A 14,667-nucleotide genomic window follows, 5' to 3' on the forward strand; every position below is an offset into this window, starting at 1 on the left:
CAAGGATGTCGCCGGCGTTTACGCTCAAGGCGGCCTGCGCGAGGTGCTTAAGTCGATTAATCTGAGAGCAAACAGATGTCCCGTCGTCACTCTGCCGAGAAGCGCGAGATCATCCCGGACGCCAAGTACGGCGACGTCGTCCTGACCAAGTTCATGAATTCCATCATGTACGAGGGCAAGAAGTCGACCGCCGAGCGGATCGTCTACGGCGCGTTCGACATCGTCGAGAACCGCGCCCGCGCCAACCCGATCGAGGTGTTCCGCGCCGCGCTCGACAACGTCGCCCCGGCGATCGAGGTCCGCTCCCGCCGCGTCGGTGGCGCGACCTACCAGGTTCCCGTCGAAGTCCGCACCGAGCGCCGTCAGGCTCTCGCGATCCGCTGGCTGATCCAGGCCGCCCGCGGCCGCAACGACCGGACCATGATCGAGCGTCTCTCCGCCGAGCTGCTCGACGCCGCCAACAACCGCGGCAACGCGGTCAAGAAGCGTGAAGACACCCACCGGATGGCTGAGGCCAACCGCGCCTTCTCGCACTACCGCTGGTAATTCGCCTGTCGAGCGCGGCCACCGGGCCGCGCTCCAAGCCCGCTTTCTCCCGGAGAGACCCCGATGCCCCGCACGCATGCGATCGAGGACTACCGTAACTTCGGCATCATGGCTCACATCGATGCCGGCAAGACCACGACGACCGAGCGGATCCTCTACTACACCGGCAAGTCCCATAAGATCGGCGAAGTCCATGAGGGCGCCGCGACGATGGACTGGATGGAGCAGGAGCAGGAGCGTGGCATCACGATCACCTCGGCTGCGACCACCTGCTTCTGGCGCGACAAGCGCCTGAACATCATCGACACCCCCGGCCACGTCGACTTCACCATCGAGGTGGAGCGCTCGCTCCGCGTGCTCGACGGCGCCGTCTGCGTGCTCGACGGCAACCAGGGCGTCGAGCCCCAGACCGAGACCGTGTGGCGTCAGGCCGACAAGTACGACGTGCCGCGCGTCGTGTTCGTCAACAAGATGGACAAGATCGGCGCCGACTTCTTCAAGTGCGTCGCCGACATCATCGGCCGCGTCGCCGGTAAGCCCGTCTGCCTGCAGCTGCCGATCGGTGCCGAGTCCAGCTTCAAGGGCGTGATCGACCTCATCAAGATGAAGGCCATCGTTTGGTCGGGTGAGGCGCTCGGCGCCAACTTCTCCGAGGAGGAGATCCCGGCCGACCTCGCCGATCAGGCGGTCGAGTACCGCACCAAGATGATCGAGGCCTGCGTCGAGCTCGACGACGACGCGATGACCGCCTACCTCGACGGCGTGGAGCCGGACGAGGAGACCCTGCGCAAGCTCGTGCGCAAGGCGGTGCAGCTTCGTGCCTTCCATCCGGTGCTCTGCGGCTCGGCCTTCAAGAACAAGGGCGTGCAGCCGCTCCTCGACGCCGTCGTCGATTACCTGCCGTCTCCCGCCGACCGCGGCGAGATCAAGGGCCTCGACTTCAAGACCGAGGAAGAGGTGGTCCGCCACCCGACCGACAGCGATCCCTTCTCCATGCTCGCCTTCAAGATCATGGACGATCCCCACGTCGGAACGATCACCTTCTGCCGCGTCTATTCCGGCAAGGTCGAATCGGGCGCCAACGTCATCAACTCGTCGCGCGACAAGAAAGAGCGCGTCGGCCGCATGTTGCTGATGCACGCCAACAACCGTGAGGACGTGAAGGAAGCCTTCGCTGGCGACATCGTCGCCCTGGCCGGTCTCAAGGACACCCGCACCGGCGACACGCTGTGCGATCCGAAGGACGCGGTGATCCTCGAGAAGATGGAGTTCCCCGAGCCCGTCATCGAGATCGCCGTCGAGCCGAAGTCGAAGGCCGACCAGGAGAAGCTCGGCATCGCGCTCTCGAAGCTCGCCGCCGAGGATCCGTCCTTCCGGGTCTCGACCGACCAGGAATCCGGCCAGACCATCCTTCGCGGGATGGGCGAGCTCCACCTCGACATCAAGGTCGATATCCTGCGCCGTACCTATAAGGTCGACGCGAATATCGGTCAGCCGCAGGTGGCGTACCGCGAGAAGCTGACCCGTCGTCAGGAGATCGACTACACCCACAAGAAGCAGACCGGTGGTACTGGTCAGTTCGCCCGGGTGAAGTTCGTGGTCGAGCCGAACGAGCCGGGCGCCGGCTTCGCCTTCGAGTCGAAGATCGTCGGCGGCGCGGTGCCGAAGGAGTACATCCCCGGCGTCGAAAAGGGCCTCAACTCGGTCCTCGGCGCGGGCGTGCTCGCCGGCTTCCCCGTGGTCGACGTCAAGGTCGAGCTGATCGACGGCGCCTACCACGACGTCGACTCCTCGGCGCTGGCCTTCGAAATCGCCTCCCGCGCCGCCTTCCGCGAGGCGCTGCAGAAGGGCGGATCGGTTCTGCTCGAGCCGGTGATGAAGGTCGAAGTGGTTTCGCCGGAAGAGTATACCGGCTCGGTCATCGGCGACCTCAACTCCCGCCGCGGCCAGATCCAGGGCCAGGACATGCGCGGCAACGCCAACGTCATCAACGCGATGGTGCCGCTGGCCAACATGTTCGGCTACGTGAACCAGTTGCGCTCCTTCTCCCAGGGACGCGCCAACTTCACGATGCAGTTCGACCATTACGAGGAAGTGCCGCGCGGCGAGGCCGACAAGGTCATTGCCAAGTACGCCTGACGCGAACGCGTCAAACTTCCTCGATCAACGACACTGACGATTAGGAGGCCCTGATGGGTAAGGAAAAGTTCTCCCGTACCAAGCCGCACTGCAACATCGGCACGATCGGGCACGTGGATCACGGCAAGACGTCGCTGACGGCGGCGATCACGAAGGTTCTGGCGGAGTCGGGCGGGGCGACCTTCACGGCCTACGACCAGATCGACAAGGCGCCGGAAGAGAAGGCGCGCGGCATCACGATCTCGACCGCCCACGTCGAGTACGAGACGACCAACCGCCACTACGCGCACGTCGACTGCCCCGGCCACGCCGACTATGTGAAGAACATGATCACCGGTGCCGCCCAGATGGACGGCGCGATCCTGGTCGTGTCCGCCGCCGACGGCCCGATGCCGCAGACCCGCGAGCACATCCTGCTCGCCCGTCAGGTCGGCGTGCCGGCGCTGGTGGTGTTCCTCAACAAGGTCGACATGGTCGATGACGAGGAGCTCCTGGAGCTGGTCGAGCTGGAGGTGCGCGAGCTCCTCTCCAAGTACGACTTCCCCGGCGACGACATCCCGATCACCAAGGGCTCGGCCCTGATGGCGCTCGAGGACAAGGAGCCCAAGATCGGCAAGGAAGCCGTTCTGGCGCTGATGGCGACCGTGGACGAGTACATCCCGCAGCCGGAGCGTCCGATCGACATGCCGTTCCTGATGCCGATCGAGGACGTGTTCTCGATCTCGGGCCGCGGCACGGTGGTGACGGGTCGCGTCGAGCGCGGCATCGTCAAGGTCGGTGAGTCGGTTGAGATCGTCGGCATCCGTCCGACGACGACGACGACGGTGACCGGCGTCGAGATGTTCCGCAAGCTGCTCGACCAGGGTCAGGCGGGCGACAACGTCGGCGTGCTGCTGCGCGGCACGAAGCGCGAGGACGTGGAGCGCGGCCAGGTCGTGTGCAAGCCGGGTTCGGTCAAGCCGCACTCGAAGTTCAAGGCCGAGGCCTACATCCTGACCAAGGAAGAGGGCGGCCGCCACACGCCGTTCTTCACCAACTACCGCCCGCAGTTCTACTTCCGCACGACGGACGTGACCGGCGTGTGCACGCTGCCCGAGGGCACCGAGATGGTGATGCCGGGCGACAACGTGACCATGGACGTGGTGCTGATCGTGCCGGTGGCCATGGAAGAGAAGCTGCGCTTCGCCATCCGCGAGGGTGGTCGCACCGTCGGTGCCGGCGTCGTCGCCGCCATCAACGACTAACCGCAAGCATCATCGACAGGGGACGTAAGAGGGGCGGGCCCTCGCGCCCGCTCCTCAACGTTTCCGCCGAGGTCAGGTCATGAACGGTCAGAACATCCGCATTCGCCTTAAGGCGTTCGATCACCGCATCCTCGATGCGTCCACCAAGGAAATCGTCTCGACCGCGCGCCGGACCGGCGCGCAGATCCGGGGCCCGATCCCGCTGCCGACCCATATCGAGAAGTTCACGGTGAACCGTTCGCCGCACATCGATAAGAAGTCGCGCGAGCAGTTCGAGATGCGCACGCACAAGCGGGTGCTCGATATCGTCGACCCGACGCCGCAGACCGTGGACGCGCTGATGAAGCTCGACCTCGCCGCTGGCGTGGACGTGGAGATCAAGCTCTAAGTCCGCGTCGGATTTAGAGCTTACCGTTTCATCGCGCGAGGGAGAGACCTATGCGCTCAGGCGTCATCGCACGGAAGGTCGGCATGACCCGCGTCTTTACAGACGCTGGCGAGCATGTGCCCGTCACTGTGCTCCAGATTGATCAGTGCCAAGTTGTGGCACACCGCACGACCGAGAAGGATGGCTACGTCGCCCTCCAGGTCGGCGTCGGCAAGGCCAAGGTAAAGAACGTGTCGCAGGCCGAGCGCGGCCGCTTCGCGGTCGCCAAGGTCGAGCCCAAGAAGAAGCTCGCCGAGTTCCGCGTGTCCGAGGACGCGCTGATCCCGGTCGGTGCCGAAATCACGGCCGACCACTTCATCCCGGGCCAGTTCGTCGATGTGACGGGCACCAGCACGGGTAAGGGGTTTGCCGGCGGTATGAAGCGCTGGAACTTCGGCGGTCTGCGCGCCACCCACGGCGTGTCGATCTCCCACCGTTCGATCGGTTCGACCGGTGGCCGTCAGGATCCGGGCAAGACCTTCAAGAACAAGAAGATGCCGGGTCACCTGGGTGTCGAGCGTGTGACCACGCAGAACCTCAAGGTCGTTCGCACCGATCCGGAGCGCGGCCTCATCCTCGTCGAAGGCGCCGTCCCCGGTGTCGCCGGCGGCTGGATCCAGGTTCGCGACTCGGTCAAGCGCAAGCTGCCGGCCGATGTGCCGCTGCCGGGCAAGTTCCGTGAGAACGGCTCTGCCGGCGCGTCCCAGGTCGAGGCGGCCCCCGAGGCTCCGGCGTCCGAGGAGAACGCGTGATGAAACTCGATATCACCACGCTCGACGGCGGCTCCGCCGGCTCGGTCGAGCTCAACGAGGCGATCTACGGCCTCGAGCCGCGCGCCGACATCCTGCAGCGGATGGTGCGCTACCAGCTCGCCAAGCGGCGCGCCGGCACGCACGCCGTCAAGAACCGCTCGGACGTCGATCGCACGTCGAAGAAGCTGTACAAGCAGAAGGGCACCGGCAACGCCCGTCACGGCGCTGCCTCCGCTCCGCAGTTCCGCGGCGGCGGCCGGGCCTTCGGTCCGGTGGTGCGCGACCACAGCCACGACCTTCCCAAGAAGGTCCGCGCGCTGGCGCTCAAGCACGCCCTCTCGGCCAAGGCCAAGGCGTCGACCCTGATCGTCGTCGACGACATCAAGGTCGACAACCACAAGACCAAGGCCATGATCGAGCGCTTCGAGAAGCTCGGTCTGTCGAGCGCGCTGATCATCGGCGGCTCTGAAGTGGACGAGAACTTCGGCCGCGCCGCCCGCGCCATTCCGAAGATCGATGTGCTGCCCGTCCAGGGTATCAACGTCTACGACATCCTGCGTCGCGACACGCTCGTGCTGACGCGCGCCGCCGTCGATGCGCTGGAGGAGCGTTTCAAATGAGTGCCGATCCGCGCCACTACGACATCATCGTCTCCCCCGTGATCACGGAGAAGGCGACCAACCTCACCGAGCAGAACAAGGTCGTCTTCCGGGTTGCCCCGAAGGCCACCAAGCCGCAGATCAAGGAAGCGGTCGAGCGTCTGTTCGACGTCAAGGTCACGGGCGTGAACACGCTCACGACCAAGGGCAAGAAGAAGTTCTTCCGCGGGCAGCGCGGGCAGCGTTCGGACGTGAAGAAGGCGATCGTGACCCTCGCCGAGGGTGATACGATCGACGTCACGACCGGCCTCTGAGACTTGAAGCGTTAGGATCAAGCCGATGGCCTTGAAGACATTCAAACCGGTCACGCCGAGCCTGCGCCAGCTCGTGCTCGTCGATCGCCGTGAGCTCTACAAGGGCAAGCCGGTGAAGGCGCTGACCGAGGGCAAGAGCTCCTCGGGCGGCCGCAACAACCTGGGCCGCATCACCGTCCGCTTCCGCGGCGGTGGTCACAAGCGGGTCCTGCGCAACGTCGACTTCAAGCGTCGCGAGAACCTCAACGTTCCCGCGACGGTGGAGCGGATCGAGTACGATCCGAACCGGACGGCGTTCATCGCGCTCATCACCTTCCCCGATGGGAAGCAGAGCTACATCCTCGCCCCCCAGCGTCTGTCGCCGGGTGACAAGGTGATCGCCGGTGAGAGCGTCGACGTGAAACCGGGCAATGCGGCGCCGATCGGCTCCATGCCGGTGGGCACCATCGTCCACAACGTCGAGCTGAAGATCGGCAAGGGCGGCGCGATCGCCCGCTCCGCTGGCAACTACGCTCAGATCGTCGGACGCGACCAGGGCTACGTGACGCTGCGCCTGAACTCGGGCGAGCAGCGCCTCGTGCACGGTCAGTGCTTCGCGACCGTGGGTGCGGTGTCGAACCCGGACCACATGAACATCTCGCTGGGCAAGGCCGGCCGTAACCGCTGGCTCGGCAAGCGTCCGCACGTTCGCGGCGTCGCCATGAACCCGGTGGATCACCCGCACGGCGGCGGCGAGGGTCGTACCTCGGGCGGCCGGAACCCGGTCACGCCCTGGGGCGTGCCCACCAAGGGGAAGAAGACCCGGTCCAACAAGCGGACCGACACCTTCATCCTGTCCAGCCGCCATAACCGCAAGAAGTAACAGCCATGGCACGTTCCCTCTGGAAAGGGCCGTTCGTCGACGGCTACCTCCTCAAGAAGGCCGACGCCGCCCGCGGCGGCAGCCGCAACGAGGTCGTCAAGATCTGGAGCCGTCGCTCCACGATCCTTCCGCAGTTCGTGGGCATCACCTTCGGTGTGCACAACGGACACAAGCATATCCCGGTCTACGTCACCGAGGAGATGGTCGGTCACAAGTTCGGCGAGTTCTCGCCGACCCGCACCTTCCCCGGTCACGCGGCCGACAAGAAGGCAAAGAGGCGCTGAGATGGGCAAGCCTGCCACCCCCCGCGCGCTCCCCGAGAACGAGGCGAAGGCCGTCGCGCGGATGCTCCGCGTGTCGCCCCAGAAGCTCAACCTCGTGGCGGCGTTGATCCGCGGCAAGAAGGTCGATACGGCCCTTGCCGATCTCGAATTCTCCCGCAAGCGCATCGCCCGCGATGTGAAGAAGTGCCTGGAGAGTGCGATCGCCAACGCCGAGAACAACCACGATCTCGACGTGGACGATCTCGTCGTCTCCCAGGCCTTCGTCGGCAAGGCGCTGGTGCTCAAGCGCTTCCACGCCCGTGCCCGCGGTCGCGGCGCGCGCATCCTGAAGCCCTTTGCGAACCTCACGATCGTGGTTCGCGAAGTGCGCGCTGAAGCGGCCTGAGGAGTTTACCGATGGGTCAGAAGATCAATCCGATCGGCCTGCGTCTCGGCATCAACCGGACCTGGGATTCCCGCTGGTTCGCCGAGAAGGGCGAGTATGCCAAGCTGATGCATGAGGACGTGGCCATCCGCGCTGCCCTCATGAAGCAGCTCAAGCAGGCCGCCGTCTCGAAGATCGTCATCGAGCGCCCGCACCGGAAGTGCCGCGTCACCATCCACTCGGGTCGTCCGGGCGTGGTGATCGGCAAGAAGGGCGCAGACATCGAGAAGCTGCGCAAGCTCGTCGGCACGATGACCAAGGCCGACGTGACCATCAACATCGTCGAGGTGCGTAAGCCCGAGATCGATGCCACCCTGGTGGCGGAGTCGATCGCGCAGCAGCTCGAGCGCCGTGTCGCCTTCCGTCGCGCCATGAAGCGCGCCGTGCAGTCGGCCATGCGTCTCGGTGCCGAGGGCATCCGCATCAACTGCGCCGGCCGTCTCGGCGGCGCGGAGATCGCCCGCACCGAGTGGTACCGCGAGGGCCGCGTGCCCCTGCATACGCTTCGTGCGGACGTCGATTACGGCACCGCCACTGCCTTCACGACCTACGGGACGTGCGGCATCAAGGTGTGGGTGTTCAAGGGCGAGATCCTCGAGCACGACCCGATGGCGCAGGACAAGAAGGCCCAGGAAGAGGGTGGCCGTTCCGGCGGGCGCCGCGAGCGTGACGGTGACGACCGGGGTGGCCGCGGCCGCCGCGAGCCGTCGCACGCCTGACGCTCGATCAAGCAGAAATCTTGAGAGGCTGCCATGCTGCAACCCAAGAAGACCAAATTTCGTAAGCAGTTCAAGGGTCGCATCAGTGGCGCGGCCAAGGGCGGCTTCGAGCTGAACTTCGGCCAGTTCGGCCTCAAGTGCCTGGAGCCCGAGCGCATCACCGCGCGGCAGATCGAGGCGGCCCGCCGCGCGATCACCCGCGAGATGAAGCGTCAGGGCCGGGTGTGGATCCGGGTGTTCCCGGATCTGCCCGTCACCGCCAAGCCCACCGAGGTCCGCATGGGCTCGGGTAAGGGTGCGCCGGAATATTGGGCGGCCCGGGTCCATCCCGGCCGCATCATGTTCGAGGTGGATGGCGTTGCCGAGGACATCGCCCGCGAGGCCCTGCGCCTCGGAGCCGCGAAGCTGCCGGTGCGCACCCGCGTCATCCAGCGCATCGCTGATTGATAGGAAGAGATCATGAAGTCCGACCAGAGACTGTCTGATCTGCGCGCTCTGTCGGCGGATCAGCTTTCCGACGAGCTCATCAGCCTGAAGAAGGAGCAGTTCAACCTGCGCTTCCAGGGCGCGACGGGCCAACTTGAGAACGTCGCCCGGGTCCGTGAGGTCCGCCGCGACATCGCCCGTGTCCGCACGCTGCAGCGTCAGAAGACGCTGGACGCGGCCAAGGCCTGAGGAGATTCCACATGCCCAAGCGCGTCCTTCAAGGCGTCGTCGTCAGCGACAAGACCGATAAGACCATCGTCGTGAAGGTGGAGCGTCGCTTCACCCACCCGGTGATGAAGAAGACGGTTCGCCGTTCGAAGAACTACCATGCGCACGACGAGGCCAATGCGGCCAAGATCGGCCAGACGGTGTTCATCGAAGAGTCCCGTCCCTACTCCAAGACCAAGACCTGGAAGCTGGTCGAGGACCAGGCTGCGGCGGCCGAAGCGGCCGGCACGGGGGCTTAAAAGCCTGACCCATAACAGTGACGGTGCGGGCGTGGAGCGAAAGCTCCGCGCCCGTTTTCGTTCGCCCGCTGAAACGGGCACTGCATGTCCGCGGCATGCTTCCTCGGCCACGACGGTCACGGTGCCACGCTTGGTCGGCTCTGCCGTCCCTGGTGAGGCTGAAGCGTGGATCACCGGCCCTGCCGCAGCGGTAGGCCGTACAGAGGTATGGCTTGGGCGGGAGCTACCGGGAGGCGACCGTGCTCCCAAGAGCCCGGCATCGTTCGCGTTCTAATCGGCTCGACAGTGCGACCGCCATCGGCCAAAGCTCGGCCGAGTGGGGATTTCCTGGCGCTGCTTGCGCCAATGGGCGAGGTCTCGAGAACCCACGGAAGCTTTGCCCTTTTGGAAGGTCGCGCGCAGGCCTTGAAGCGGGGGTCGGCAAGCACGCGAAGGGCGAGGGGACACATCCAAGCGTATCGACAGATCAGTCGGGATCTCAAAATGTTCTTCCGAGACGCGATGTCATGCAGAGGATCGACTAGGTCTTTTGTTTCAATGATCGCTGTTTGGAGCGATCGGTTTTGTCACCTGCTCGGGTGCTGTTTTTCGCCGCTCGATCGACACGCTCTTTGAAGGGCCCTGCGAAGGTGCGGCGGCCCCTGAAGGAGCGCAGGAATGTCCCGCAACTTCGACCAAGCCTGGGAAGCGCTCGTCGCGCATTTCGGAGCCGAGCAGGTCAACGGCATCACGAGCTCTCGCCGGCAGTTCGGCGCCCATCTGCTGCCTGACCTTCAGGCGACCGTTGTGGCTGAGATCGGCTCGGTCGCCTCTGTGCTGCTGGGTGTGCACCAAATCTACGACCAACTGCCGCTGACGATTTCCAGTCTGCTGGTCCGTCAGGGTCAGTACACGATCTCCGTCACGCCGCTGCAGTATCAGGACATGGATGTCGGCGAGGCGGAGCCTTTCGCCGCCCTCAACAACGGCTTGTGGCTGTTCCACGTTGAGCAGCGCCCCGTCGCAGTCCTGCTCTCGCATTATACCAAATACGGTGAAGGAACCTTCGCCCAGGTCGAAATCGCGACGCTGCCGGATCCGGCTTCGCTGGCCTTCGCGCGCGGCTTCCTCGCCGCCGTTCAGTCGGCCGGTGCGAACTCGACGCTCTATCGCGGCAAAGTTCTCTCCTTCGAATCCGGATCGGACTATTCCGGCATGAAGGCGGCCATGCAGGTGCACAAGCTTCCCTTCATCCCGCGCGAGGCCGTGATCCTCGAAACCGCGACGATGGCTCGGCTCGACCGGCACGTCTTCGAGTTCGACCGGCATCGCGACGCGCTGAAGCGGCTCGGGCAATCGACGCGGAAGGGACTTCTGCTGTACGGGCCGCCCGGCACCGGCAAGACGCATGTGATCCGGTACATCGCCTCGAACCTACCCGAGCGCACGACGGTGCTCATCACGGCAGAGGAGGTTGTCTACCTAGATCGCTACATGCTGCTCGCACGCACTCTCCAACCCAGCATCGTCGTGCTGGAGGATGTCGATCTGGTCGGCCGCTCCCGCGAGGGCATGAACAGTCCGAAGACGGAGGTGCTCCTCAACCGTTTGCTCAACGAGATGGACGGCCTGCGCGACGACGCCGACGTGCTGTTCATCCTCACCACCAACCGGCCGGAGGAAATCGAGGAGGCGCTCGCCTCGCGCCCTGGCCGTGTGGACGAGGCGATCGAGATCGCAAACCCCGACGCGGCCTGCCGTACCCGGCTTGTCAGCCTCTACGGAGAGTCCATCGATTTCGAGGAAGGGGCGATCGATGCCATCGTCACCCGATCGGAAGGAGCGAGTGCGGCTTTCATCAAGGAGATGGTCCGTCGTCTCGCCCAAGCCACGATCGCCGCGGGGACGGGCAATCGGATCACGGTCGCGACGGTCGAATCCGTCCTCGGCGAGGCCGTCGGAAGCCGCAACCGCATCGGTCGCCGCATCGTCGGCCTGGCGTCCGGCGCGCCCGAGCGTGCCGGCAAGCAGGCGCCGCCCTTCGACAGCTGCTGTGACGACCTCTAGATCTGCCGATCGGCCGCTGAAGTCAGTCATGGACCAGGGAACGGGGATGGTAGGGCCGGCATCGGCAGCGCCCGTCCTGCGATGGCTGGACGGGGCGTGTGAGGCGCTTGCTCACTCAGGCTGGCGGCATGTGCAGAAACTACGCTCCGCCCGCTACAGGCGCCCGTAGGCGCCCCGACACGGCACTGAGGATGGGCGCAGAACCGCCGCTCAGCCCTTCCGCTTCGGATCGCGGTTTCCGGCGGCGCGGATCAGGCCGGCGAGACCGGCCTCGATCACCATGTCGGCGGCTTCCGAGGGCGTGAACCAGCGGGCGTCGCGCTGGCCGCGTTCGGGAAACTTCTTGAGCTGCTTGCGCACCTCGAGCGGAAACACCTTCACTTGGCAGAGAACCGCGTCGCGGTTCTTCAGGCGCTTCTCGTAGAGATAGAAGCCGATCGGTTGCTTGCCGACTCGGCCGACGACACCGGCCTCCTCATAGGCCTCCTGGGCCGCCGCCTCGAAGGGCTTGCGCCCCTTCATCGGCCAGCCCTTCGGGATGACCCAGCGGCGCGTCTCCCGCGAGGTGACGAGCAGAACCTCCGTGCCACCCTCCGGTGTCCGGCGCATCGGCAACACGCCGACCTGGGGCCGCGCTTCGCGGCTGCTATCGATCGGGCCGGCCGTCATGCTGCTGAAACGCCCTGCGGCCGGCGCGGTTCGCGCTTAGCGCTTGCCGCCGGGCCTGTCCCGAGCGGGCACAGACAAGGCCAAACTTCCTTGAAAGAATGATGACGGGAAGGCACGTCGCTGCGATCGAGGCTGCCGTCGCATCCGGACGATGAGCGACAGGGGGTCACTACCGGAATCTTAGGCCGCTACTCAACCGAAATTTACCCGGCAAAATGGCTGCGAACCGAGGCACGCCGGCTCGGTCAGCCCGCCGTCGAAAGGTTTTCGATGAGGGCATTCAGGTCGGCCCGCATCGCCTGAATCTCCGGCTCCGACATGTTGAGCTGACACATGACGGATTGGCGTACGGCGATCGCCTCCGAGCGAAGCGCCCGGCCCTGATCGGTCAGCGCGATCTCGACCTCGCGCTCATCGGACTGACGACGATTGCGATTGAGCAATCCGCTCGTCTCCAGCCGCTTCAGCACCGGCGTGAGCGTGCCGGAATCGAGACGAAGGCGCCGGCCGATCTCGGACACGGTGACGCCGTCGTTCTCCCAGAGCACGAGAAGCACAAGATATTGCGGGTAGGTCAGCCCCATCCGTTCCAGCATCGGCCGATAGGATTTCGTCATCCGGTGGGCCGCGGCGTAGAGCGCGTAGCAGAGCTGGTTGTCCAGCAGCAGCGGATCCCTCAGTACCTCTGCGCTCTCGTTGGGAGCATTCACGGTTCACATCCTGCCGTTCGACAACGCCTTCCGGCCTGCCGCACCGGGGAAGGGGCGCCGGCCTACCGGTGATCCTCAACCCTGCCGCGCACCCGACGATAGCGGATGCAATACAGCAAGGCACATGCCCAATTGTCCCAGTGTCGGCTCCCCAGCGGTTTCTCCACCGCCGGTTCGAACACTCGCTTTTTTACCGCTCCCGGCCGAACACGCAAAAAGGCGGCCGTCGGGCCGCCTTTCGCATCGATCATCATGTCATGCGTTCCCCTGTAAAGCGGGGGAGCCGACCTCAGGCGGCTTCGGCCGTCTCGACCGAAGTCGGGCCGGAATCCTTACCGCGGGCGTCGACGTCGCGATCCACGAACTCGATGACGGCCATGGGCGCGTTGTCGCCGTAGCGGAAGCCGGCCTTCATGATGCGGCAGTAGCCACCCGGACGCGACTGGTAGCGCGGGCCGAGCACCGAGAAGAGCTTCTTGACCATGTCCGCATCGCGGATCTGGGCCATGGCGAGGCGGCGGGCGTGGATGCTGTCGGTGCGGCCGAGCGAGATCAGCTTCTCGATGACCGGACGCAGATCCTTGGCCTTCGGCAAGGTGGTGACGATCTGCTCGTGCTTGATCAGCGCGGCGGACATGTTGGCGAACATCGCCTTACGATGCTCGGTCGTGCGATTGAAGCGGCGACCGCGATAGCCGTGACGCATGGTGGCTGGTCCTTCTCAGTCTCGGCCGCCGTGCCACGGTACGGCCGAGTGCCCTGCGGGCTGTTTTCAGAAAATCCGCGTAACCCAGCGGCGGGATCGTTTTGGGAGTGCCCGCCCCGGCTTTGCTGGGGCGGGAGGTCGCGCCGACCCAGCGGCTCAGCACCGGGTCGAGGCGGGCCGAACAAACGACGCCGTGCAGCGCCGCTAAGTCCAGCCCGAGGCGGCCTCGCCTCAGTAGTGCTCTTCGAAGCGCTTGGCGAGATCCTCGATGTTCTCCGGTGGCCAGCCGGGAACGTCCATGCCGAGGTGCAGGCCCATGCCGGCGAGCACTTCCTTGATCTCGTTGAGCGACTTGCGGCCGAAGTTCGGGGTGCGCAGCATCTCGCCCTCCGACTTCTGGATGAGGTCGCCGATATAGACGATGTTGTCGTTCTTCAGGCAGTTCGCCGAACGGACCGACAGTTCGAGCTCGTCCACCTTCTTGAGCAGCGCCGGGTTGAAGGGGAGCTGCGGCGCGAGCGGCGCGGCCTCTTCCTTGCGGGGCTCCTCGAAGTTCACGAAGACCTGGAGCTGGTCCTGGATGATGCGGGCGGCGTAGGCCAGCGCATCCTCCGGCGACACGGCGCCGTTGGTCTCGAGCGTCATCGTCAGCTTGTCCTTGTCGAGATCCTGGCCCTCGCGGGTGGTCTCGACGCGATAGCTGACCTTGGTCACCGGGGAGTAGAGCGCATCGACCGGGATCAGGCCGATCGGCGCGTCCTCGGGGCGGTTGCGCTCGGCCGGGACGTAGCCCTTGCCGGTAGCGACGGTGAACTCCATGCGGATCTCGGCCCCGTCGTCCAGGGTGCAGATCACGAGGTCGGGGTTCAGGATCTGGATGTCGCCGACGGCGCCGATGTCGCCCGCGGTGACGAGGCCCGGGCCCGTCTTGCGCAGGGTCATGCGCTTGGGCTGATCCGTCTGCGAGCGGATCGCGATGGTCTTGATGTTGAGGACGATGTCGGTCACGTCCTCACGCACGCCGGGGATCGACGAGAACTCATGCAGCACGCCGTCGATCTGGACGGAGGTGACGGCAGCGCCCTGAAGCGAGGAAAGCAGCACGCGGCGCAGGCTGTTGCCGAGCGTCGTGCCGAAGCCGCGCTCGAGCGGCTCGGCCACGACGGTGGCGACCCGCTTGGGATCGTCGCCGGCCGTCACCTGCAGCTTGTTCGGCTTGATGAGCTCTTGCCAGTTCTTCTGAATGACCACGGTCCTACCTCTTGCCAAACCC

General features: G+C 65.4%; 19 protein-coding genes. 15 read left to right on the top strand and 4 right to left on the bottom strand.

Annotated elements, in window-relative coordinates:
• Positions 1-75: 75 nt before the first annotated feature.
• The 15 genes from rpsG to OVA30_RS07145 all read left to right on the top strand — a co-directional run bounded on the left by rpsG (position 76) and on the right by OVA30_RS07145 (position 11,309).
• A complete protein-coding gene (gene rpsG / locus OVA30_RS07075) occupies positions 76-546 on the top strand; it encodes a 30S ribosomal protein S7 (RefSeq protein WP_004447768.1) in 471 nt (156 codons plus the stop codon).
• A 63-nt stretch (positions 547-609) separates the two neighbouring features.
• A complete protein-coding gene (gene fusA, locus OVA30_RS07080) occupies positions 610-2,685 on the top strand; it encodes an elongation factor G (RefSeq protein ID WP_004447767.1) in 2,076 nt (691 codons plus the stop codon).
• A gap of 53 nt (positions 2,686-2,738) precedes the next feature.
• On the top strand, positions 2,739-3,929 hold the full coding sequence (gene tuf, locus OVA30_RS07085; protein ID WP_012253644.1) for an elongation factor Tu: 1,191 nt from the start codon (positions 2,739-2,741) through the stop codon (positions 3,927-3,929).
• Between the two features lie 79 nt (positions 3,930-4,008).
• Positions 4,009-4,317, top strand: a complete 309-nt coding sequence (gene rpsJ / locus OVA30_RS07090) for a 30S ribosomal protein S10 (protein ID WP_003597088.1) — start codon at positions 4,009-4,011, stop codon at positions 4,315-4,317.
• A 50-nt stretch (positions 4,318-4,367) separates the two neighbouring features.
• Positions 4,368-5,108, top strand: a complete 741-nt coding sequence (rplC, locus tag OVA30_RS07095; RefSeq protein WP_003597090.1) for a 50S ribosomal protein L3 — start codon at positions 4,368-4,370, stop codon at positions 5,106-5,108.
• On the top strand, positions 5,108-5,728 hold the full coding sequence (rplD, locus tag OVA30_RS07100) for a 50S ribosomal protein L4 (RefSeq protein WP_003597092.1): 621 nt from the start codon (positions 5,108-5,110) through the stop codon (positions 5,726-5,728). Before rplC ends, rplD begins: the two co-directional genes overlap by 1 nt.
• On the top strand, positions 5,725-6,021 hold the full coding sequence (locus tag OVA30_RS07105) for a 50S ribosomal protein L23 (RefSeq protein WP_003597094.1): 297 nt from the start codon (positions 5,725-5,727) through the stop codon (positions 6,019-6,021). Before rplD ends, OVA30_RS07105 begins: the two co-directional genes overlap by 4 nt.
• A gap of 25 nt (positions 6,022-6,046) precedes the next feature.
• Positions 6,047-6,883: a 50S ribosomal protein L2 gene (gene rplB / locus OVA30_RS07110; protein WP_012253645.1), complete on the top strand. Its 837-nt coding sequence runs from the start codon at positions 6,047-6,049 to the stop codon at positions 6,881-6,883.
• Positions 6,884-6,888: 5 nt separating this feature from the next.
• Positions 6,889-7,167, top strand: coding sequence for a 30S ribosomal protein S19 (gene rpsS / locus OVA30_RS07115; protein WP_003597098.1), 279 nt, complete (start codon positions 6,889-6,891; stop codon positions 7,165-7,167).
• Position 7,168: 1 nt separating this feature from the next.
• Positions 7,169-7,552 carry a 50S ribosomal protein L22 gene (rplV, locus tag OVA30_RS07120; protein WP_003597100.1) on the top strand — a complete coding sequence of 128 codons (384 nt, stop codon included), beginning with the start codon at positions 7,169-7,171 and terminating at the stop codon, positions 7,550-7,552.
• Positions 7,553-7,563: 11 nt separating this feature from the next.
• On the top strand, positions 7,564-8,310 hold the full coding sequence (gene rpsC, locus OVA30_RS07125; RefSeq protein ID WP_003597102.1) for a 30S ribosomal protein S3: 747 nt from the start codon (positions 7,564-7,566) through the stop codon (positions 8,308-8,310).
• A 33-nt stretch (positions 8,311-8,343) separates the two neighbouring features.
• Complete coding sequence (rplP, locus tag OVA30_RS07130; RefSeq protein WP_003597105.1) at positions 8,344-8,757, top strand: 50S ribosomal protein L16; 414 nt, start codon at positions 8,344-8,346, stop codon at positions 8,755-8,757.
• A 12-nt stretch (positions 8,758-8,769) separates the two neighbouring features.
• The gene (gene rpmC, locus OVA30_RS07135) at positions 8,770-8,985 is read left to right on the top strand and encodes a 50S ribosomal protein L29 (RefSeq protein WP_003597107.1); all 216 of its coding nucleotides are present in this window, start codon (positions 8,770-8,772) and stop codon (positions 8,983-8,985) included.
• Between the two features lie 11 nt (positions 8,986-8,996).
• Entirely contained in the window at positions 8,997-9,263 is a 267-nt protein-coding gene (gene rpsQ / locus OVA30_RS07140) for a 30S ribosomal protein S17 (RefSeq protein WP_268175033.1), read from the top strand.
• 657 nt (positions 9,264-9,920) lie between these two features.
• On the top strand, positions 9,921-11,309 hold the full coding sequence (locus OVA30_RS07145) for an AAA family ATPase (protein WP_268175034.1): 1,389 nt from the start codon (positions 9,921-9,923) through the stop codon (positions 11,307-11,309).
• A gap of 210 nt (positions 11,310-11,519) precedes the next feature.
• Here the strand turns inward: OVA30_RS07145 and OVA30_RS07150 are convergent, their stop codons facing one another.
• The 4 genes from OVA30_RS07150 to OVA30_RS07165 all read right to left on the bottom strand — a co-directional run bounded on the left by OVA30_RS07150 (position 11,520) and on the right by OVA30_RS07165 (position 14,645).
• Positions 11,520-11,978, bottom strand: coding sequence for an NUDIX hydrolase (locus OVA30_RS07150; RefSeq protein ID WP_003597110.1), 459 nt, complete (start codon positions 11,976-11,978; stop codon positions 11,520-11,522).
• Positions 11,979-12,223: 245 nt separating this feature from the next.
• Positions 12,224-12,688 carry a MarR family winged helix-turn-helix transcriptional regulator gene (locus OVA30_RS07155; RefSeq protein WP_015822679.1) on the bottom strand — a complete coding sequence of 155 codons (465 nt, stop codon included), beginning with the start codon at positions 12,686-12,688 and terminating at the stop codon, positions 12,224-12,226.
• A gap of 289 nt (positions 12,689-12,977) precedes the next feature.
• Positions 12,978-13,394 (bottom strand): 50S ribosomal protein L17, encoded by a 417-nt coding sequence (rplQ, locus tag OVA30_RS07160; protein WP_003597112.1) that lies wholly within the window; start codon positions 13,392-13,394, stop codon positions 12,978-12,980.
• Between the two features lie 231 nt (positions 13,395-13,625).
• Positions 13,626-14,645, bottom strand: coding sequence for a DNA-directed RNA polymerase subunit alpha (locus OVA30_RS07165; protein ID WP_003597114.1), 1,020 nt, complete (start codon positions 14,643-14,645; stop codon positions 13,626-13,628).
• Positions 14,646-14,667 lie beyond the last annotated feature (22 nt).

Origin of the sequence: Methylorubrum sp. SL192 (assembly GCF_026672325.1) — a bacterium.
Taxonomy (GTDB): Bacteria; Pseudomonadota; Alphaproteobacteria; order Rhizobiales; family Beijerinckiaceae; genus Methylobacterium; species Methylobacterium extorquens.